Genomic DNA, 18,135 nt, shown 5'->3' on the forward strand with positions numbered 1-18,135 from the left:
AAGGCTACTGGTGAGAATCTGATCTCACTACACTAGGGCATGATGGCCAAAAGTGGATGTCGTTCCCTGAAATCAGGCGCTGGCGAGTTTGCGCGCGGCTTCGACGTTGTTTGCGGCGCTGCGGCCAACCAGCGCGTCGTAGTGCCCGATCGGCTGGGGCTTGCCGAGGAAATAGCCCTGCACCGCGTCGCAGCCCTCGTCCGCGAGGAAGCTGAGCTGTTCCTGGGTCTCCACGCCTTCGGCAACGATCGACATTTCGAGGCCGTGACCGAGATCGATGACGGCGCGGACGATCGCCGCCGACTGCGGGTTGCGGCCGAGATTCATGACGAAGGCGCGGTCGATCTTGATCTTGTCGAACGGGAACGCCTGCAGATAGCTCAGCGAGGAATAGCCGGAACCGAAATCGTCCATCGAGATGCGGACGCCGAGCGCCTTCAGCCGCCGCAGCAGCGCAAGGCCGCGGTCGAAATCCTCGATCAGCACGCCTTCGGTGATTTCAAGCTCGAGCCGGTCGGGCGCCAGCCCCGTTTCGAGCAGGATCGAATGCACCAGGCTGACCACGTCGCCGTGCATGAACTGCGCCGGCGACAGGTTGACGGCGATCTGCATAGGTACCGGCCAGGAGGCGGCCTCCCGGCAGGCTTCGCGCAAGATCCAGACGCCCATTTCGACGATCAGGCCGCTTTCTTCCGCCAATGGGATGAACTCGCCCGGCGACACGAAGCCGCGCACCGGATGCATCCAGCGCGCCAGCGCCTCAAAGCCGATGATCTTGCTGGCTGCGACCGTTGCGCCCGACGCGGCCTGCGGCTGATAGTGCAACGACAATTCGCCGTTCCTGATCGCCATCGAGAGATCCTGATGCAGCACGCGGCGATCACGGATCTGCTGGTCCATCTCCGGCTCGAAGATGCTGATCGAGCCGCGCGACTTCTGTTTGGCGCGGAACAGCGCCGCGCCGGAATTGGCAAGCAGCGAGGCGGCATCGGAACCGTTGTGCGGAAATACCGAGATGCCGGTGGTGACGCCGGTGCGCACCGACTTGCCATCGATCACGAATTCGTCCGACAGCGTTTGCGCGAGTTTTTCGGCGAGCGCCTTGCCCGCCTCCGGCTGCTTGCCGTCGATGATCAGGCCGAACTCGTCGCCCGACAGCCGGGCCACCACGCCGCCACGGGCGCAGGCCTGGATGCGGCCCGCAACCTCGATCAGGAGCTTGTCGCCCATGGCGTGGCCGAACACGTCGTTGATTTCCTTCAGGCCGTCGAGGTCGACGCACAGCACGGCAAATTCCTCGTCGGTGCCGGCGCAGGCCTCGATCATCTGCGCCAGCGCCTGCAGGAAGGCGGCGCGGTTCGGCAGGTCGGTCAGGCCGTCATGATAGGCCATGTGGGCCATCCGCGATTCGGTCTGGCGGCGGTCGGTGACGTCCTCGTGGGTCTTGATCAGATATTGCGGCTCGCCGGCCTCGTCGAGAACAGTCATGCGGCGGGTCAGGAACAGCCGCAGCCCGTCCTTGGTCGAGATCGGATGCTCTTCGGTGAGCAGGCTGCGTTTCTTGATCGCGGCCTCGTCGCGCGCGATGATCAATTTGGCTTCGCGCGGATTGAAGATGTCGGCGGCGGTCAGGCCGGTGGCGTCCTCGCGGCGGCGGTTGAGAATGGTCTCGGCGCTGCGGTTGGCGAGCAGATACCGCCCGTCGCTGACGCGCTCCACGATCAGCGACACCGGGATGTTGTCGACCACCAGTTCGAGGAATTTCTTGGTGTTTTCGAGTTCGCGCGACAGCGACCGCCGATCGGTGACGTCGTCGAACAGCGCGATCAGGAATTCAGGCTTGTTGTTCTCGTTGCGCGCGACCACGCGATTGGAGGACAGAACGCGCTCGTCGTCGCCCCGTTCGACGGAATATTCACTGCGGTGATAGCCTTCCGGCGCCGTTAACGCCGCCTGGTCCGCCGTCTCGATGCTCTTCGCGGTTTCGGGCCGGAAGATTTCGTCGGCGCGCTTGCCGATGATGTGGTCGCGGGAGAAGCGCGAGAATCGCTCGAACGCGCGATTGGCGAAGATATAGCGGCCGTCGTCGATGTTCTTGGCGGCGACGCAGACCGGAACGTTGTCGAGCACCGATTCCAGAAATTTGGTGGTCGATGCCAGTTTGCGCGACAGCTGGCGCTGCTCCGTGCAATCCTCGTGCGTTCCGATCGTCCCGCCATTGGGCAGGTTGAAGATCTTCGAAAGCACCGATCGCCCGCCCGGCAGTTCGGTGACGACGCCTTCCGGGCGGCGGGCAAGCTTGCTGAACTCCTCGACGGTGAGATTGAGCAGGCCCCGTCCGCGGCGCAGTTCGAGCAGTTCGCGGCCGGTCATGGAGCTCGAAATCTCGGCGCGGCTGAGCCCGTACATTTCGAGAAAGCGGTCGTTGCAGAAGACCACGCGGTTTTGCGCGTTGGTCATCATCACGCCCTGGTTGAGCGTATTGAGCGCCGAGCTGATGAATGCGCTGCGCTGCAATTGGGCGCTCTTGGCCCCGCGCAACGCCGTCAGTGCCCAGATCCCGATCGCAACCAGGAAGGAAACGACGGCGATGCCCCCGAGCAGGAGCTCCCACACCAGATTGGGATCCAATTCGCCGATATAGCTCGCCGGGGCAAAGCCCGCGGAAGGCGCGGCAGCCCACGCAAGTCCGCACGGCGCCGCAAGGGCGAGCAGACAGACGAGGGCCTGCGCCGGAATCGAATTCTTCCGTCCTGCCTGCCGGTTCCTGTCAGCCATTACCCACCCGAGGTTTGCGGGCGGAGTGTCTGGCTTGACGGGTTTGGATCGGGTAAATGACTACCCCTGCAATTCTAAAATGCGACCCAAATTACGGCAATTGGCCTGACATGATTAATGCTTCACTAACGGGACTGCGTTCGAGGCGTATTTCGAGCCGAACCAACGGGTTGTTTGACTGCTCCGGCGGACGAAACGACGATTGCCGAGCGTGGCAAGCGCCGATCTCCACGCCGGACTCTCAGGTCCGAAGCTGACATGGACAAAGTCGATTGCGTCATCGTCGGAGCGGGGGTGGTCGGGCTTGCGATCGCGCGACGGCTGGCCCAGGCGGGCCGCGAAGTAATCGTGCTCGAGGCCACTGAGGGCATTGGCACCATCACCTCCTCCCGCAACAGCGAGGTGATCCACGCCGGCATCTATTACCGCGCCGGCAGCCTGATGGCGCAGATGTGCGTGAGCGGCAAGCGTGCGCTTTACCAGTATTGCCGCGACCACGGCATTCCCCATCGCAATTGCGGCAAGTTGATCGTGGCGACGACACCAGGCGAAACCGAAAAACTGCAGTCGATCCGGGCGCATGCCGAAGCCAATGGCGTCGACGATCTGCAGTTGCTGACGGGCGAGGCGGCACGGGCGCTGGAGCCGGCGTTGAACTGCGATGCGGCCCTGCTCTCGCCGTCCACCGGCATCATCGACAGCCACGCCTACATGCTGGCGCTGCGGGGCGATGCGGAGGAAGCGGGCGCAGCTTACGCATTCCATACGCCACTGTTGCACGCCCGGGCCGCCGCCGGCCGGATCGAAATCGAAGCCGGCGGCGAAGCGCCGATGACGCTTGCATGCAACCTGCTCGTCAACGCGGCGGGGTTGGGCGCTCCCGCATTGGCGCGCAGCATCGAAGGCATGCCGATCGGGCTGATTCCCTGCGCCTATCTGGCCAAGGGCAATTATTTCAGCTGCAGCGCGCGGGCCCCATTTTCACACCTGATCTATCCGGTGCCGGAGCCCGGCGGGTTGGGCGTGCACCTGACGCTCGACATGGCGGGACAGGCCCGTTTCGGCCCCGACGTGGAATGGGTCGAGAGCATCGACTATGCGGTGGATCCGGCCCGTGCCGAACGATTCTATCCGGCGATCCGGCGCTACTGGCCGACGCTGCCAGACGGCGCGCTGATGCCGAGCTATTCCGGAATCCGGCCGAAGATCGTGCCGCCGGCCGTCGCTACCCAGGATTTTCTGATTCAGGGCCCAGCCGATCACGGCGTCGCCGGACTGATCAATCTGTTCGGTATCGAATCGCCAGGACTGACGTCATCGCTCGCGATCGCCGATCATGTCGGCGCGCTGGCGGCGAAATAACAAGCCGCGCGCGGACGAATGAGCGCATCGGCGCCCATCCGGTCGCGGAGGGAATTTTCGATACTTTGCTGGACTGATTAGTGGAGAGTTTCTTCGGCGGTCTGCTTCAACCGCTCGATCTCATCCTTGACCATCAACTTGCGGCGCTTCAACTCGACAATTTGCAGGTCGTCTGTGGAAAGGTGCACGAGCGCTTCGTGCAATTCATTCTCGAGGATCTTGTGTTTACGTTCAAGTTCAACAAGATGCGCCTGTAGTGCCATACGAAATCTCCTCGGTGGGTGAACCCAGATTCGATCCGGACGCGGGAGTGTACACCAGACCGCGAATCTGTCGATGGGTATCCAGAATCGCGCCTGTCATATTTTCGGATTTATCTGTAACCAATCGTGAGTATGGGAACCCGATCAGCTTGCGGACCGGCCTCGCAGGGACGATATTCACTGCCAGCCTTGAGCATGATCATGATCCGGAAAAGTGGGTGCCGATTTTCCGGGAAGATCAGGCTCAAATCAAACAGATAGAGCGGGATGACAATTCGAAGAAAAGTCATCACGCTATAGGATAATCCGTTCACAACCTCATCGCGCTTTCAGCTAACGTACACCATGACCGACGATGATGAGCGCGAGCTTGAAAACGAGCTCGCCCGGCTGCAGCAGGAGCATCGTGATCTCGATGCGGCGATCGACGCGCTGCATCAGTCGCCGGCGCCGGACTTGCTTCGGCTGCAGCGGCTGAAGAAACGCAAACTGCAATTGCGCGACCGCATCGCCTTCATCGAAGACCAGATCACGCCCGATATCATCGCCTGATTGTTGCGCTTGCCTGGCTCGGCCATCGGCTCGCGAAAGCGTCCGTTTTCCGGCAGATCTTTTCCCCGACATCCACACAGCCCGGCCTCGCGAAGAATCTTGCCGGGCGGCCGACCGAAAAACCGGTTTCCGGTTGGCGGATGCGACTTGACTCTTCTAGAACAAAAAGAGAACATGCCGTCTTGCCGCCAGCCTCGGGAGTCCCGCCATGTCCGTCACCTCGCCCCTGCCCGACAACAACCGCTACGAGCAGGCCTGCGACCAGGCCATCGCGATGTGCGACGGCAATCTCCGCTCGACCATCAAGGCGCTGATCATGGCGAACGAGTATCTGGAAACCGAACTGGAGGAATTGCAGGCGGCAATCGCCGCCGGCTGTGTGCCGGCGCGAACCTCCCATGCGGAGAGCGACGCTGCCTGATCCATCAAACCCGGAGCGAACCAATGGCCGATGTCACTTATTACGTCGCAATGCCATTCCTGCAGGACGATAGCGGCTCGCCGATGGCGGGAGCCGCGGAAGAATGCCAGAGCCCGACGACGGCGTTACGGCGCGCCGAGATGATGTCGCGAATGGCCGGCAGCATCGGCGCCGTCGCCTTCAGCCGCAGCGGCGATCCGATGATCGGCGAATTCGGCGACGCGAAATTGCTGCGCAAGTTCGGCAATGTGCCGGATGATCTCAGCGGGCTGTAGGCATCGTCGGGATTCGTAAGGTGGGCAAAGCGCAAACGTGCCCACCATCATGCTCGCCAGAGAGACGTTGGGCACGGCGTAAGAACGCCTTTGCCCACAGATCTCCAGCTCTTCACGACGCCTCGTGCCGCCGCAGCGCCTTGCGCACATACATGGCGCTGTCAGCCGCTTCCAGCGCGCGGCCGGCTTCGGAATGGGTATCGAGAACGGAGACGCCCGCGGAGGCGCCTGCGGTAATGGTGCGGCCGTCGAAGTCGAAGATGAGGCGATCGATCGCTTCCTCCAGCGCGGCCGCCTTGGCCCTGGCATCGGTCTCGCTGAGATTCCACAACAGCAGCGCGAACTCGTCGCCGCCGAGCCGGCCGACCACGTCGGAAGCGCGCACCTGCGCGAGCAACGTCGTGACGATGGCCTTGAGCACCTGGTCGCCTGCGGCGTGTCCGAAGGCGTCGTTGATCGGCTTCAAGCGATCGACGTCGAGCACGACCAGGGCGCCGCCGGCGCGATAGCGCTTGATGTAGGCAATCGCACGATTGAGTTCGCGCTCGAAGCCACGCCGGTTCGGAATACCCAGCAGGAAGTCGGTATCGGCAGAGGCCTGAAGTTCCTCGATCTGCGCCTGCGTCCGGGCCAGTTGCGCCTTCAGCCGGCGAATCGTCGTCTTGGTGCCGTTGGACACCGCCGGCGGCCGGGATCCCGGCGCGGAAGACCGCCGCGGCGCGCTTTTTCGCCCGGAAGCCTCGCTTTTGGGGCGTTTTCCGGCCCTGGAGGCGGTCGCCCTGGTTTTCTTGCTCATGGCCTTCCCTGTGCAGGCTTGCTTATGAAGGCTTGCCGGGATTCACCAAGACAGGATAGTCCATTCCTGATCCCTTGCCACGCCTTGGATGAGCCCCGGGCCGACCCTATAATCGGCCTATGTTTCTGGATTCCCGAACAGAATTGACGAGATGACCGCACCCATCGCCATCATCATGGGCAGCCAGTCCGACTGGGAGACCATGCGCCACGCCGCCGAAACGCTGACGGCGCTCGGGATCGACTGCGAAAAGCGCATCGTCTCGGCCCACCGGACCCCGGACCGGTTGTTCGCCTTTGCCAAGGGCGCCAAGGCCCAGGGCTTCAAGGTCATCATCGCCGGCGCCGGTGGCGCTGCTCATCTGCCCGGCATGGCGGCGGCGCTGACGGAACTTCCCGTGTTCGGCGTTCCCGTCGAATCCAAGGCGCTGTCGGGGGTCGATTCGCTGTACTCGATCGTGCAGATGCCGGCCGGCGTTCCCGTCGGCACGCTGGCGATCGGCAAGGCCGGCGCCATCAATGCCGCGCTGCTGGCAGCTGCCGTGCTGGCGCTGAACGACGCCGCACTGGCAACGCGATTGGCGGCCTGGCGCAAGCAGCAGACCGACGCCGTCAAGGAGCGTCCGGAGGGATCAGCGTGACGGCTTCAGGCAGGGTGAAGCTGAAGCCGGGCGACACCATCGGAATTCTCGGCGGCGGACAATTGGGCCGGATGCTTGCCATGGCCGCGGCGCGCCTTGGCCTCAAATGCCAGGTGTTTTCGCCGGACCCGGACTCGCCCGCCTTCGACGTGGTGCTGAACGCGACCTGCGCCGAATATGCCGACGTCGAGGCGCTCGAGCTGTTCGCCAACGATGTCGACGTCATCACCTATGAATTCGAGAACGTGCCAGCCGCCACCGCCATGGTGCTGGCCGCGCGCCGTCCCGTATTGCCCGCGCAGGAGATCCTGGAGACCACGCAGGACCGGCTGATCGAAAAGGACTTCATCAAGCGGCTCGGCATCGGCACCGCCGACTATGCCGACGTGTCGTCGGTGGAAACCCTGCAGAGCGCCATCGCGCGCATCGGCCTTCCCGCCGTGATCAAGACCCGCCGCTTCGGCTATGACGGCAAGGGCCAGGCGATCATCCGCGAGGGCGACGACCCCGCTCAAGTCTGGGAAGACCTCGGCACCAAATCCGCGATCCTCGAAGCCTTCATTCCGTTCGAGCGCGAGATTTCCGTGATCGCCGCGCGCTCGGCGGACGGTGAAGTCGAATGTTACGATGTCACCGAAAACGAGCACCGCGATCACATCCTGAAATTCTCCCGCGTGCCCGCCGCGATATCAGATGTGCTGGCCGCAGACGCGCGTGCCGTCGCCGAGAAGATCGCCAACGCCCTGGACTATGTCGGCGTGCTCGCGGTCGAGTTGTTCGTCGTTGCCGAAAACGGCGGACCGCATGTACTGGTCAACGAGATTGCGCCGCGGGTGCATAATTCCGGGCACTGGACGCTGGACGGCGCCTCGATCTCCCAGTTCGAGCAGCACATCAGGGCGATCGCCGGCTGGCCGCTCGGCAAGCCGGTTCGTCACGGCGAGGTCACCATGACCAACCTGATCGGCGACGATATCCTCGATTACGAGCAATGGCTGACTAGACCGGGCGCCACGGTTCACCTCTACGGCAAGGGCGCGCCGCGGCCTGGCCGCAAAATGGGCCATGTCACCGAAGTGGCCCAGGTCTTCAAGAAATAGCGCGCCCGCCGGGCGTGTTTGCAGATCAGGCCGTCTTCAAGCCTTCCACCACGCCGGCTGGCTCCTCGCTGAGCCAGCGATAGATCACGCCGCCGAGCGCACCGCCGATCAGCGGCGCGACCCAGAACAGCCAGAGCTGCGCCAGCGCCCAGCCGCCGACGAACAGCGCGGGCCCGGTGCTCCGCGCGGGATTCACCGACGTGTTGGTGACGGGAATGCTGACGAGATGAATCATCACCAGCGCCAGGCCGATGGCGAGCGGCGCAAAGCCCGCGGGCGCCTTGCCGTGGGTGGCGCCCATGATGATGAACAGGAACATCATGGTCATCACCACCTCGGTGATGAAACAGACCATCATGTTGTACTGCCCGGGCGAATGCGCGTCATAGCCATTGGAGGCAAAGCCCTTGGCGAGATCGAAGCCGGGCGCGCCGCTTGCGATCACATAGAGCAACGCCGCGGCCGCGATAGCCCCGATCACCTGCGCGATCACGTAAGGAACGATCTGCTGCGCCGGAAACCGTCCGCCGGCCGCGAGGCCGATCGTGACGGCGGGATTGAGATGGCAGCCCGAGATGTGGCCGATGGCATAGGCCATGGTGACGACGCTCAGACCGAACGCCAGGGATACGCCGACCAGGCCAATTCCGACCTGTGGGAAGCCGGCGGCGATGACCGCGCTGCCGCATCCCGCAAAAGTGAGCCAAAACGTGCCGATCGCTTCAGCGGTATATTTTTTGGTGTTCATACTCGCCTCCCGCATGTTTAGGTTGCAGGATGCTAGGGAGCGTCCGTGAAGGGCTCGTTATTTGAAGAAACCGGGGTACGCCGGCCGAATCCGCCGATATTAGTGGGTTTCCTGGGCCGGAAACTGCCTTCCCAGGTGGACAATAGCGGTTTTGTCTGCTACATGCCCGCGCTCAGGGTTGAGGGCCAGGCCTTTTGCCGGCCCTTCACTTTACCAGAATTCCTATCCGATCAATTGAAAGAGGATGCCGCGTGCAGGTTCTCGTCCGCGATAACAATGTCGATCAAGCCCTCAAGGCGCTGAAGAAGAAGATGCAGCGCGAGGGTATCTTCCGCGAGATGAAGCTCCGCGGGCACTACGAAAAGCCCTCCGAGAAGAAGGCCCGTGAAAAGGCCGAAGCCGTGCGCCGCGCGCGCAAGCTGGCCCGCAAGAAGCTGCAGCGCGAAGGCCTGCTGCCGATGAAGCCGAAGCCAGTGTTCGGCGCAGGTCCCGGTGGCGACCGTGGTGGCGCTGGCGGCCGTGGCGGCCCGGGCGCAGGTCCGCGCGGACCGCGCTGAGCATCCACAGAAATTTGAATTGAAAAACGCGGGCTTCTGGCCCGCGTTTTTTTGTTTTCGCCATCGCAGATCCCGCAGGATCGAATAAGCGGCGCTGGGCGCGCATGGCGCAATCGATCGCTCGAATCTCCTTCGCCGGCCGTTGCGGCCATTTTTGACGTATGCATTTTGCAGTCCGTCGGGTTACCTATGCCGTATTCGAACGCGAGAGTATTCCGCTGCATGGCCGGTAACGATTGCAATGCCTTCCCCCGCGCCTCACGCTTCACGGCCGTACCTGTCGCGCTGCTCGCAATCGCGCTCCCGCTCAGCGGCTGTTCGTTCGACCTGGGATCATGGGGGGCGGACAAGGAGAAGCCGCAGGCCGCCGAGCAGAAACCGACCGGCACGATCAGCGGACAAAGCGTCAGCGACGCACAGGGCTACGCTGCGCGCGGCCAGGCGCTTGCCAAATCCGGCAAGACCGAAGAAGCGCTGGCGGAATTCGACCGCGCGCTCGTACTCGATCCCTACAACGTCCCGGCCCTGTACGGCCGCGGCCTGATCTATCAGGCCGACAAGCAGCATGAGCAGGCGATCGCGGATTTCACCGCGGCCAATGGCCTGACGCCGCAACGGGTCGAGCCGCTGCTGGCGCGTGCAACCAGCTACCTCGCCATCGACAAGGCAAAGGAAGCCGCTTCCGATCTCGACGAGGCGGTGCAGGCCGATCCCAACAGTGCGCAAGCCTGGTCGGCTCGCGGCGTCACCTATGAACGTCTGGGCGACAAGTCCAAGGCGTTTACCTCCTACGGCCGTGCGCTCGCGCTCCGCCCCAAGGACGAAGCCGCGCGAAGCGGCCTCGCGCGCACCGGCGGCTAGAGCCTTCCCAGCCTTGATGGAATCGGAGTCTGACCGGAGCTTTGCCTGAGGCGCTTTCTTAGCGCCACGCGAAAGCCCCCCGGATCAAGGCCAAGGGCATGGTTCGCACGAAGACGACTATTTCGGCAGCACCGCGTGGAAGAGCGACTTGGCGGTCGACAACGCGTCCTCGGCAGCCGCCGTGGCGCGCTCGCGCACGGAAGGTTCGGCCATTTCGGCACGCAGATCGAGCGGGCGCGAGACCGGAATATCGGCGGGCGGGGTTGGCCGGTTCGGGTTGCTGGCCTCGGCATAAGGCGGCCGCGCCTGCGACGAAGCCTGACCATAGGGTTCGCCTGCCGGCTGACCCGACACCATGATCGGCGGCGGCAGCGGACGAAGCGCAGGCGCATTCACGGCGGCAGGCGCATTCGCGACCACGGGCGCATTCGCGACCACGGGCGCATTCGCGACCACGGGCGCATTCGCGACCACGGGCGCATTCGCGACCACGGGCGCATTCGCGACCACGGGCGCGTTCGCGACCACGGGCGCGTTCGCGACCACGGGCGCATTCGCAACCCTCGGCGCCTCGGGAGCACGGACCGTCGTCTCGGCGGCGCGCGGAGTAGCTTCACCGTTGACGCGCAGGCGCTCGATCGCGGCGCGCGCCAGATCGTTGGCGTCGCGCCGTTCTTCCGGCGCAACCGCTGTCTCGACCGGGGCGGCCGGCGCAGCAGCCGCCGCAACCGGAGCCGCCGAGGGATTCACGGCTATGGGCGACGGCAGCACGACCCTGATCTTTTCCTTTTCGCGCGGCGCCGCTGCATGGCGGCGCTGGTCGGCCGCCTCGGCCGGGCTTTCCGCCGATTTGACGTCGGACTTGGCATCCGAGGATTTGGTATCGGAGGACTTGGTATCGGAGGACTTGGTATCGGAGGATTTGGCATCAGCAGACTTGGCATCAGCAGACTTGGCATCAGCAGACTTGGCATCAGCGGACTTGGCATCAGCGGACTTGGCATCAGCGGACTTGGTATCGGGTTTGGCGTCAGCCTTCGCTTCGGTTTTCTCCTGAGCCTTTTCGACCACCGCTGGCCGTTCGGTAGCGGTCTTCTCCATGATGGATTTCTCGGAGATTCCCCTCGCCTTGACGCCGGCGGCCGGGAGATTGCTGACACCGGCAGTGGTGTCGGCCGACTTGGTGTCCGTCGCCGACTTGGCATCGGATTTGGCTTCAGCCTTGCCTTCCCCCTTGGGGCTGGCAGCCGACACCGCAGCGGCAGGCGCGTCCGCGCTGGGCTTGGTCACGATGTAGTGGTTGACGATGTACGCCCCGATGACGGTCGCAGCCACCGAGGGAAAGATGTCGACGGCGAATTTCTTCAGGTAATTCAGCATTCCGGCCACTCCCCGCGGTCCTTCAATTGCCGGAACTTTGAGGCACATTGAGGGATCAACTGCGACGGATCAGAGGCAATTCAGCAGTTCCCGTGCAGGCCGGGCGACGCCGGCTTGGATCGGGCTGGAAAATCGGGTTTCGTTTCCGGGAGGTTAATGCCCCGCCCCCCGCTCGGCACCCCGGGCTACGGTTCCACGGCGGACGGTCCGGGCTTCAGTTCGACCTCCAGAAACACGATCTCGGCTGCCGTCTCGTTGAGCACGTCGTGCTGGACGCCGGCTTTCCGGAAATAGGATTTGCCGGCCCCGAGCTGCGCCTTGGTGCGTTCGCCGTTCGGCGCGACGATGGTCATCTCGCCCGAGGTCACCGGCACGATCACGTAGTCCATCTCGTGGGTGTGATGGCCGGTAGCGCTGCCCGGCGCCAGCCGCCACTCGGTGACCCGGACTTCGGTTGTATCGACCTGAACGTCGGATTTGGCGGCAAGCATTCATTCTTCTCCGGTTACGGCACGAACACCATAAACACGAACACGGCAAACACCACCATGTGCACCAGCCCGAACAGGATGTTGGTGCGGCCGGTGCCGAAGGTGAGCATGCTCAGGACGAACGTGAGCAGCAGCAGTACCATGCCCTGACCGTTGAGCCCGAGCACGAGTTCCTTGTCGAGCGCGTAGGTCGCCACGCCGACCGCGGGAATAGTCAGCCCGATGGTTGCCAGCGACGATCCGAGCGCGAGATTTATGCTCTTCTGCAGATCGTTGTTGCGCGCGGCTGCAATGGCGGTGACCCCCTCCGGGAGCAGGATGAGGAGCGCGACCAGCACGCCGGCGAACGCCGGTGGGGCGCCGATCATCGCGGTCACGACATCGACTACGAGCGAAAATTTCTTTGCCAGAAGCACCACGGCAAGCAGGGAGATAAGCAGCAGCGCGATGCTGAGCGCCAGCATCCGGTTCGACAGGGATGAGGTTTCGCTGGCAGCACCGGCGCCTCCCTTGATGAAATAATCACTATGCCGGATCGTCTGGGTATAAAGGAACACGCCGTAGAGCATGAGCGTGACCAGGTCCACAAAGCCAAGCTGCGCCGCCGAATAAATCGGGCCCGGCGCCGTCAGCGTGTAATTGGGCATGATCAGAGTAATGGTCGCCAGCACGAACAGCACGCTGAGATAAAGGTTGGCGCCGGAAACCTGGAAATCCTGCTCGCGGTAGCGCAAGCCGCCAATGAAGATGCAGAGGCCGACAAGGCCGTTGCACACGATCATCACCACCGCAAAAACGGTATCGCGCGCCAACGCCGGCTGCGGCTTGTCGCCGAGCATGATGGTGGCGATCAGCGCGACTTCGATGATGGTGACCGCAAGCGTCAACAGCAGCGTGCCGTAGGGCTCGCCGATTCTCTCGGCAATCACCTCGGCATGATGCACGGCTGCGAACACGGTGCCGAACAGGATCGCCAGCAGCGTGGCCGCGAACAAGAACCCGCCAACTGACGGCGTAAAGGAGAGCCCAAGGCCGGTGGCCGCGGCAAACAGCAGCATTGCCAGCGCCGGGAATATCCAGGCCGATTTCGGCATTGGTCCGTGCACGCTCATGCGGCCAACTCCCCGGTGGGTCATGGACACAAGATGCGTCCATGACGGGCAGCCATCACCCCTTCGCAAGGTTGATGAAATTTCGCGCGATTTCAATCGCGCCGAAATTGTCCAGATCGTTGTGACCGCCGCGGGCAAGGCGGACAAACCGTTTCGGCTCGTTCGCCAGCGCAAACAGCCGTTCGCCAAAGGCAACGGGTATCGTGGGATCGAGCGCGCCATGCATCACGAGCAGCGGAACCTTGACGCGTGCGATGCGTGTGTCGGAACGGAACTGATCCCGCATCATTAGCCGCACCGGCGCGAACCAGAACGCCGACGCCGCGACATCCGCGATCGAGGTATAGGCGCTTTCCAGCACCAGCTTCCCGATCCGCTGATCTGCCGCAAGCGCCACCGCAACGCCGGTGCCGAGCGAAAAGCCCCAGACGACGATGTCGTCCGCGCGATAGCGTGCGATCGTGAAGGCATAGGCTGCCGCTGCGTCCTGCAGCAATCCGTGCTCGCTCGGTCGCCCAGTCGAGCCCGCATAGCCGCGATAGGACAATGCGATGATCCCGGTCCCGTCGGCGATGATGCTGCGAAAGCGACCGAAGAAGCCGGCGAGATAATCGCCATTGCCATGGAAATAGAGGACGACCGGACGGCCCGATCTGGCCGGAACGTGCCAGACGATGACCTTCTCGCCATCAGCCGTAGTCAGGATATGCTCTTCGGCATCCGGAAAGCCCGCCGCTTGTGGCGCCGTGCGCGCACTCGTCGGGACCGGAAACAGAACGCCGCGCTGCGCGAAGAACAGCGCGATAAGTCCGCAGACATAACCGACTGAGACGACGATCAGCAGCCATTTCAGTACGGTCATGAATTTCCTGCGAGCGCTTTACATCCCCTTGACGATGTTCTCGGTGACCTTCTTGGCGTCACCGAGCAGCATCATGGTGTTGTCGCGGTAAAACAGTGGATTATCGATTCCGGCATAGCCCGAGGCCAGCGAGCGCTTGATGAACATCACGGTGCCGGCCTTCCAGACCTGCAGCACCGGCATGCCGTAGATCGGCGAGGTCTTGTCTTCTTCCGCGGCCGGGTTGGTGACGTCATTGGCGCCAATCACGAAGGCGATGTCGGCCTGCGCAAATTCGGAATTGATGTCCTCGAGCTCGAAGACCTCGTCATAGGGCACGTTGGCTTCCGCCAGCAGCACGTTCATGTGACCGGGCATGCGCCCCGCAACCGGGTGGATGGCGTACTTCACCTCGACGCCTTCCTTCTTCAGCAGGTCGCCCATTTCGCGCAGCGCATGCTGGGCCTGCGCCACCGCCATGCCGTAGCCCGGTACGATGATCACCTTCTGCGCGTTCTTCATGATGAAGGCCGCGTCGTCGGCCGAGCCCAGCTTGGCAGGCTTCTGCTCGCCGCCGCCACCGCCGGCCGCGGCGGTCTCGCCGCCGAAGCCGCCGAGGATGACCGAGATGAAGGAACGGTTCATCGCGTGGCACATGATGTAGGACAGGATCGCGCCCGAGGAGCCGACCAGCGCGCCGGTGACGATCAGCGCGGAATTGCCGAGCGTGAAGCCGATGCCGGCGGCGGCCCAGCCGGAATAGGAGTTCAGCATCGAGATCACGACCGGCATGTCGGCGCCGCCGATCGGGATGATCATGAGCACGCCGAGCACCAGCGCGATGATGGTGATCAGCCAGAAGTCGAGCGCGCTGCCGGACCGGACCAGGCCGAAAATGAAGAACACCAGCGCAAGCGCGAGCGCGATGTTGATGATGTGGCGGCCGGGCAGGATGATCGGCGCGCCGCTCATCCGCGCGGAAAGCTTCAGGAACGCGATCACCGAGCCGGTGAAGGTCAGCGCGCCGATGGCGACGCCGAGCGACATCTCGACCAGGCTGGAGGCGTGAATGGCGCCGGGCTTGCCGATATCGAAGGCTTCGGGCGCATAGAAGGCGCCGGCGGCGACCAGCACCGCGGCCATGCCGACCAGCGAGTGGAAGGCCGCGACCAGTTCCGGCATCGAGGTCATCGGCACGCGGCGCGCGATGACGGCGCCAATGCTGCCGCCGATGGCGATGCCGAGGATAACCAGCACCCAAGCGACACCGTCCGCCGGCGGATGACTGGCAAGCGTGGTCCCGACCGCGATCGCCATGCCGATCATGCCGAACAGATTGCCCTGGCGGGACGATGCCGGGCTCGACAGCCCGCGCAGCGACAGGATGAACAGCACACCTGCCACGAGATACAGAATTGCAGCCAGATTGGCGTTCATCTCAGGTCCCCTTTGTCTTCGTCACCCCGAGGTGCACGCCGCTCACTTGGCTTTCTTCTTGTACATCGCCAGCATGCGCTGGGTGACAAGGAAGCCGCCGAAGATGTTCACACAGGCGAAGATCAGCGCGATGAAGCCGAAGCCGCGCGCCCAACCGCTGCCGCTTGAGATCATGGGGACGCCGACCGCGAGCAGCGCGCCGACCACGATGACCGAGGAGATCGCGTTGGTCACCGACATCAGCGGCGTATGCAACGCCGGCGTCACCGACCACACCACGAAATAGCCGACGAAAACCGCGAGGACGAAAATCGACAACCGGAATACGAAGGGATCGACGGCTTGAGCGACATGCTCCATGGCTTCTCTCCTTAAGCTTTCGGCTGGAAGTTCGGGTGGATGACGGCGCCGTCTTTGGTCAGCGCGGTGGCTTTCACCAGTTCGTCGTCCCAATTGACCGCGAGCGCCTTGTTCGGCTTGTCGACCATGGTCTCGATGAAGTTGAATAGATTGCGGGCATAAAGGCTGGAGGCCGACTGCGCGACGCGGCCGGCGACGTTGGTGTAGCCGACGATCTTGATGCCATCGAGGTCGACGACTGCGCCAGGCTTGGCGCCCTCGACATTGCCGCCGCGCTCGACGGCGAGGTCGACCAGCACCGAACCCGGCTTCATCGATTTGACCATCTCGGCGCTGACGAGCATTGGCGCCGGCCGGCCCGGGATCAGGGCCGTGGTGATGACGATATCCTGCTTCTTGACGTGCTCGGCGGTGAGCGTGGCCTGCTTGGCCTGGTACTCTTTCGACATTTCCTTGGCGTAGCCGCCGGCGGTCTGCGCGTTCTTGAATTCCTCGTCCTCGACCGCGAGGAACTTTGCGCCGAGCGACTCGACCTGCTCTTTGGTCGCCGGGCGCACGTCGGTCGCGGTAACCACGGCGCCGAGTCGGCGCGCGGTCGCGATCGCCTGCAGGCCAGCCACGCCGACGCCCATCACGAACACTTTCGCCGCCGGAACGGTCCCGGCCGCGGTCATCATCATCGGGAAGGCGCGGCCAAAGGATTCGGCCGCCTCGATCACCGCGCGATAGCCGGCGAGGTTGGCCTGCGAGGACAGCACGTCCATCACCTGCGCGCGCGTAATACGCGGCATCAATTCCATCGCAAACGCCGCGACACCGGCGTCCGCGATCGACTTCAGCGCCGCTTCGTTGCCGTAGGGGTCCATGATCGCGATGACCAGGGCGCCGCGCTTGTATTGCGAAAGTTCGGAGGCTTCCGGCCGTTTCACCTTGATGATGATGTCGGCGTCCTTCAGCGCGTCCGCGCTGACGGTGGCGCCGACGGCGGTGAATTCGGAATCCGGCAGGCCCGACTTGATGCCCGCACCCGGCTCGATCGCGACTTCGGCGCCGAGGGCCTTGAATTTCTTCACGGTATCAGGGGAAGCGGCAACCCGCGGTTCGGACGGATCGATTTCCTTGGCAACGGCAATCTTCATGGAGCCTCCCGGCGCGGCAGGCGCGCGCAAGCAAACTAGCGTCTTTTTCGCTTAGTTGGATACCGGTTTCGCAACCGGCATGCGTGCAATTTTCTGGCCACCGCCGGGGTGGCGGTGCAGGCAGCGATTACGTCAGGTCAGGAAGTAGCCCATCAGGGCGACAATGATCACCACGGCGGCCGTGCCGTATTTGACCAGCATGATGAACCCTTCATAGGTCTGCTCATGGGCCACATAGTCGTTGCCGTCAGCGGTCGTGTAGGCCACTTCGTTATGGTCTGCCATCGGTATCCCCAGTCAAAATCCGCGTTTCTCGCGTGCAATTACCGCAAAGCGCTTGGCAGGGCAACGGCCCCTCGCCTATCGGGTCATTCGGAAGGCCAATTGTCCCGGATCCAGCGGGTCAGGCTTTCCTCGCTGACCTCGCCTGCGGCGAGGGAGAGGATGATGGCCGTGGCATGCGCCGGGTCGGGCGCAAAGGGTATGTCGTTGCTGCGCAGGAAAACCATCATGGCGTGGAACGCGATACGCTTGTTGCCATCCACAAACGCGTGGTTGCGGGCCAGACCGAAGGCATAGGCTGCGGCGAGCGCAGCCATATCCGTCTTTCCATAATTCCATCGGTTAGCTGACCGCAAAACCGCCAACTCGAGAAGGCCACGATGCTGAATGCCTTCCGGTCCGCCGAATATCGCCAGTTGCTCGGCATGCATGTCGATGACTTCATCGACATCGAGCCAAATTGGCTCACTCATTTTGCAAGCGCGGCAAACGTATCGCGATATTCGTGCATGACTTGGCGCGCGATTTCCATGGTCCGCGCGTGCTTGGGATTGAATGGCGAGAGCCGCAGGCTGCCATCCGGTTGCTCGACCGGATAGAACTTGTCCCCTTCCTTGAGGTTGAGCCGGGCAAGAAGCTCTTTCGGCAGGATCACACCAACCGAATTGCCAATCTTTCGAATTTGAAGGGCAGTGTCCTCAAGCTTGTATTCGCGAGAGGCCTCTTCCATGCCGCGAGGG

The 18,135-nt window shown here is 63.3% G+C and carries 22 protein-coding genes; 8 read left to right on the plus strand and 14 right to left on the minus strand.

All coding sequences use genetic code 11. From position 1 onward, the window contains the following. Nucleotides 1–72: 72 nt before the first annotated feature. Nucleotides 73–2,778 carry a sensor domain-containing protein gene (locus tag V1293_RS18175; protein ID WP_334511241.1) on the minus strand — a complete coding sequence of 902 codons (2,706 nt, stop codon included), beginning with the start codon at nt 2,776–2,778 and terminating at the stop codon, nt 73–75. A gap of 258 nt (nt 2,779–3,036) precedes the next feature. Between V1293_RS18175 and V1293_RS18180 the strand changes: the two genes are divergently transcribed. Then, a complete protein-coding gene (locus V1293_RS18180; RefSeq protein WP_334511242.1) occupies nt 3,037–4,140 on the plus strand; it encodes an NAD(P)/FAD-dependent oxidoreductase in 1,104 nt (367 codons plus the stop codon). Between the two features lie 77 nt (nt 4,141–4,217). Here V1293_RS18180 and V1293_RS18185 read toward each other — a convergent pair whose 3' ends face one another. Beyond that, on the minus strand, nt 4,218–4,403 hold the full coding sequence (locus V1293_RS18185; RefSeq protein WP_334511243.1) for a YdcH family protein: 186 nt from the start codon (nt 4,401–4,403) through the stop codon (nt 4,218–4,220). Nucleotides 4,404–4,748: 345 nt separating this feature from the next. Between V1293_RS18185 and V1293_RS18190 the strand changes: the two genes are divergently transcribed. The 3 genes from V1293_RS18190 to V1293_RS18200 all read left to right on the plus strand — a co-directional run bounded on the left by V1293_RS18190 (nt 4,749) and on the right by V1293_RS18200 (nt 5,651). Continuing rightward, complete coding sequence (locus V1293_RS18190) at nt 4,749–4,955, plus strand: YdcH family protein (RefSeq protein WP_057851906.1); 207 nt, start codon at nt 4,749–4,751, stop codon at nt 4,953–4,955. 208 nt (nt 4,956–5,163) lie between these two features. Then, nucleotides 5,164–5,376 (plus strand): hypothetical protein, encoded by a 213-nt coding sequence (locus tag V1293_RS18195; protein ID WP_334511244.1) that lies wholly within the window; start codon nt 5,164–5,166, stop codon nt 5,374–5,376. Nucleotides 5,377–5,399: 23 nt separating this feature from the next. Next, nucleotides 5,400–5,651 (plus strand): hypothetical protein, encoded by a 252-nt coding sequence (locus tag V1293_RS18200; protein WP_334511245.1) that lies wholly within the window; start codon nt 5,400–5,402, stop codon nt 5,649–5,651. 112 nt (nt 5,652–5,763) lie between these two features. On the opposite strand, the gene V1293_RS18205 is transcribed toward V1293_RS18200, so the two are convergent. Continuing rightward, a complete protein-coding gene (locus V1293_RS18205) occupies nt 5,764–6,447 on the minus strand; it encodes a GGDEF domain-containing protein (protein ID WP_334511246.1) in 684 nt (227 codons plus the stop codon). Nucleotides 6,448–6,598: 151 nt separating this feature from the next. Between V1293_RS18205 and purE the strand changes: the two genes are divergently transcribed. Together purE and V1293_RS18215 are read left to right on the plus strand one after the other, a co-directional pair. Beyond that, the gene (gene purE / locus V1293_RS18210) at nt 6,599–7,087 is read left to right on the plus strand and encodes a 5-(carboxyamino)imidazole ribonucleotide mutase (protein ID WP_334511247.1); all 489 of its coding nucleotides are present in this window, start codon (nt 6,599–6,601) and stop codon (nt 7,085–7,087) included. Beyond that, nucleotides 7,084–8,187, plus strand: a complete 1,104-nt coding sequence (locus tag V1293_RS18215) for a 5-(carboxyamino)imidazole ribonucleotide synthase (protein ID WP_334511248.1) — start codon at nt 7,084–7,086, stop codon at nt 8,185–8,187. Before purE ends, V1293_RS18215 begins: the two co-directional genes overlap by 4 nt. A gap of 25 nt (nt 8,188–8,212) precedes the next feature. Here V1293_RS18215 and aqpZ read toward each other — a convergent pair whose 3' ends face one another. Next, nucleotides 8,213–8,935 carry an aquaporin Z gene (aqpZ, locus tag V1293_RS18220; protein ID WP_334511249.1) on the minus strand — a complete coding sequence of 241 codons (723 nt, stop codon included), beginning with the start codon at nt 8,933–8,935 and terminating at the stop codon, nt 8,213–8,215. Nucleotides 8,936–9,186: 251 nt separating this feature from the next. On the opposite strand from aqpZ, the gene rpsU reads away from it, so the two are divergent. Both rpsU and V1293_RS18230 read left to right on the plus strand, forming a co-directional pair. Continuing rightward, entirely contained in the window at nt 9,187–9,492 is a 306-nt protein-coding gene (gene rpsU / locus V1293_RS18225) for a 30S ribosomal protein S21 (RefSeq protein WP_057838472.1), read from the plus strand. 222 nt (nt 9,493–9,714) lie between these two features. After that, a complete protein-coding gene (locus V1293_RS18230; protein WP_334511250.1) occupies nt 9,715–10,353 on the plus strand; it encodes a tetratricopeptide repeat protein in 639 nt (212 codons plus the stop codon). Nucleotides 10,354–10,470: 117 nt separating this feature from the next. Here the strand turns inward: V1293_RS18230 and V1293_RS18235 are convergent, their stop codons facing one another. The 10 genes from V1293_RS18235 to V1293_RS18280 all read right to left on the minus strand — a co-directional run bounded on the left by V1293_RS18235 (nt 10,471) and on the right by V1293_RS18280 (nt 18,125). Further along, nucleotides 10,471–11,733: a hypothetical protein gene (locus V1293_RS18235; protein ID WP_334511251.1), complete on the minus strand. Its 1,263-nt coding sequence runs from the start codon at nt 11,731–11,733 to the stop codon at nt 10,471–10,473. Between the two features lie 185 nt (nt 11,734–11,918). Beyond that, nucleotides 11,919–12,224 carry a cupin domain-containing protein gene (locus tag V1293_RS18240; protein WP_334511252.1) on the minus strand — a complete coding sequence of 102 codons (306 nt, stop codon included), beginning with the start codon at nt 12,222–12,224 and terminating at the stop codon, nt 11,919–11,921. 14 nt (nt 12,225–12,238) lie between these two features. Beyond that, nucleotides 12,239–13,336, minus strand: coding sequence for a calcium:proton antiporter (locus V1293_RS18245; RefSeq protein WP_334511253.1), 1,098 nt, complete (start codon nt 13,334–13,336; stop codon nt 12,239–12,241). 55 nt (nt 13,337–13,391) lie between these two features. Next, nucleotides 13,392–14,198, minus strand: coding sequence for an alpha/beta hydrolase (locus tag V1293_RS18250; protein WP_334511254.1), 807 nt, complete (start codon nt 14,196–14,198; stop codon nt 13,392–13,394). 18 nt (nt 14,199–14,216) lie between these two features. Beyond that, complete coding sequence (locus tag V1293_RS18255; protein ID WP_334511255.1) at nt 14,217–15,614, minus strand: NAD(P)(+) transhydrogenase (Re/Si-specific) subunit beta; 1,398 nt, start codon at nt 15,612–15,614, stop codon at nt 14,217–14,219. Between the two features lie 42 nt (nt 15,615–15,656). Further along, a complete protein-coding gene (locus tag V1293_RS18260) occupies nt 15,657–15,974 on the minus strand; it encodes a proton-translocating transhydrogenase family protein (protein ID WP_212419221.1) in 318 nt (105 codons plus the stop codon). An 11-nt stretch (nt 15,975–15,985) separates the two neighbouring features. Next, nucleotides 15,986–17,113, minus strand: coding sequence for a Re/Si-specific NAD(P)(+) transhydrogenase subunit alpha (locus V1293_RS18265; RefSeq protein ID WP_334511256.1), 1,128 nt, complete (start codon nt 17,111–17,113; stop codon nt 15,986–15,988). 132 nt (nt 17,114–17,245) lie between these two features. Next, nucleotides 17,246–17,398, minus strand: coding sequence for an aa3-type cytochrome c oxidase subunit IV (locus V1293_RS18270; RefSeq protein WP_057858656.1), 153 nt, complete (start codon nt 17,396–17,398; stop codon nt 17,246–17,248). An 83-nt stretch (nt 17,399–17,481) separates the two neighbouring features. Then, complete coding sequence (locus V1293_RS18275; protein WP_334511257.1) at nt 17,482–17,868, minus strand: type II toxin-antitoxin system death-on-curing family toxin; 387 nt, start codon at nt 17,866–17,868, stop codon at nt 17,482–17,484. After that, nucleotides 17,865–18,125, minus strand: coding sequence for an AbrB/MazE/SpoVT family DNA-binding domain-containing protein (locus V1293_RS18280; RefSeq protein ID WP_057838483.1), 261 nt, complete (start codon nt 18,123–18,125; stop codon nt 17,865–17,867). The genes V1293_RS18275 and V1293_RS18280 overlap by 4 nt, the downstream gene beginning before the upstream one ends. Nucleotides 18,126–18,135: the final 10 nt, after the last annotated feature.

This window comes from Bradyrhizobium sp. AZCC 1693 (genome assembly GCF_036924745.1).
Lineage (GTDB): Bacteria > Pseudomonadota > Alphaproteobacteria > Rhizobiales > Xanthobacteraceae > Bradyrhizobium.

Coding starts and splice junctions, on each gene's coding strand:
- V1293_RS18260 (WP_212419221.1), bottom strand. CDS start 15,974: ATGGAGCATGTCGCTCAAGCCGTCGATCCCTTCGTATTCCGGTTGTCG.
- V1293_RS18175 (WP_334511241.1), bottom strand. CDS start 2,778: ATGGCTGACAGGAACCGGCAGGCAGGACGGAAGAATTCGATTCCGGCG.
- V1293_RS18245 (WP_334511253.1), bottom strand. CDS start 13,336: ATGAGCGTGCACGGACCAATGCCGAAATCGGCCTGGATATTCCCGGCG.
- V1293_RS18185 (WP_334511243.1), bottom strand. CDS start 4,403: ATGGCACTACAGGCGCATCTTGTTGAACTTGAACGTAAACACAAGATC.
- V1293_RS18230 (WP_334511250.1), top strand. CDS start 9,715: ATGGCCGGTAACGATTGCAATGCCTTCCCCCGCGCCTCACGCTTCACG.
- V1293_RS18250 (WP_334511254.1), bottom strand. CDS start 14,198: ATGACCGTACTGAAATGGCTGCTGATCGTCGTCTCAGTCGGTTATGTC.
- V1293_RS18270 (WP_057858656.1), bottom strand. CDS start 17,398: ATGGCAGACCATAACGAAGTGGCCTACACGACCGCTGACGGCAACGAC.
- V1293_RS18240 (WP_334511252.1), bottom strand. CDS start 12,224: ATGCTTGCCGCCAAATCCGACGTTCAGGTCGATACAACCGAAGTCCGG.
- V1293_RS18235 (WP_334511251.1), bottom strand. CDS start 11,733: ATGCTGAATTACCTGAAGAAATTCGCCGTCGACATCTTTCCCTCGGTG.
- V1293_RS18195 (WP_334511244.1), top strand. CDS start 5,164: ATGTCCGTCACCTCGCCCCTGCCCGACAACAACCGCTACGAGCAGGCC.
- V1293_RS18200 (WP_334511245.1), top strand. CDS start 5,400: ATGGCCGATGTCACTTATTACGTCGCAATGCCATTCCTGCAGGACGAT.
- V1293_RS18255 (WP_334511255.1), bottom strand. CDS start 15,614: ATGAACGCCAATCTGGCTGCAATTCTGTATCTCGTGGCAGGTGTGCTG.
- V1293_RS18275 (WP_334511257.1), bottom strand. CDS start 17,868: ATGAGTGAGCCAATTTGGCTCGATGTCGATGAAGTCATCGACATGCAT.
- V1293_RS18190 (WP_057851906.1), top strand. CDS start 4,749: ATGACCGACGATGATGAGCGCGAGCTTGAAAACGAGCTCGCCCGGCTG.
- aqpZ (WP_334511249.1), bottom strand. CDS start 8,935: ATGAACACCAAAAAATATACCGCTGAAGCGATCGGCACGTTTTGGCTC.
- V1293_RS18180 (WP_334511242.1), top strand. CDS start 3,037: ATGGACAAAGTCGATTGCGTCATCGTCGGAGCGGGGGTGGTCGGGCTT.
- V1293_RS18265 (WP_334511256.1), bottom strand. CDS start 17,113: ATGAAGATTGCCGTTGCCAAGGAAATCGATCCGTCCGAACCGCGGGTT.
- V1293_RS18205 (WP_334511246.1), bottom strand. CDS start 6,447: ATGAGCAAGAAAACCAGGGCGACCGCCTCCAGGGCCGGAAAACGCCCC.
- purE (WP_334511247.1), top strand. CDS start 6,599: ATGACCGCACCCATCGCCATCATCATGGGCAGCCAGTCCGACTGGGAG.
- V1293_RS18280 (WP_057838483.1), bottom strand. CDS start 18,125: ATGGAAGAGGCCTCTCGCGAATACAAGCTTGAGGACACTGCCCTTCAA.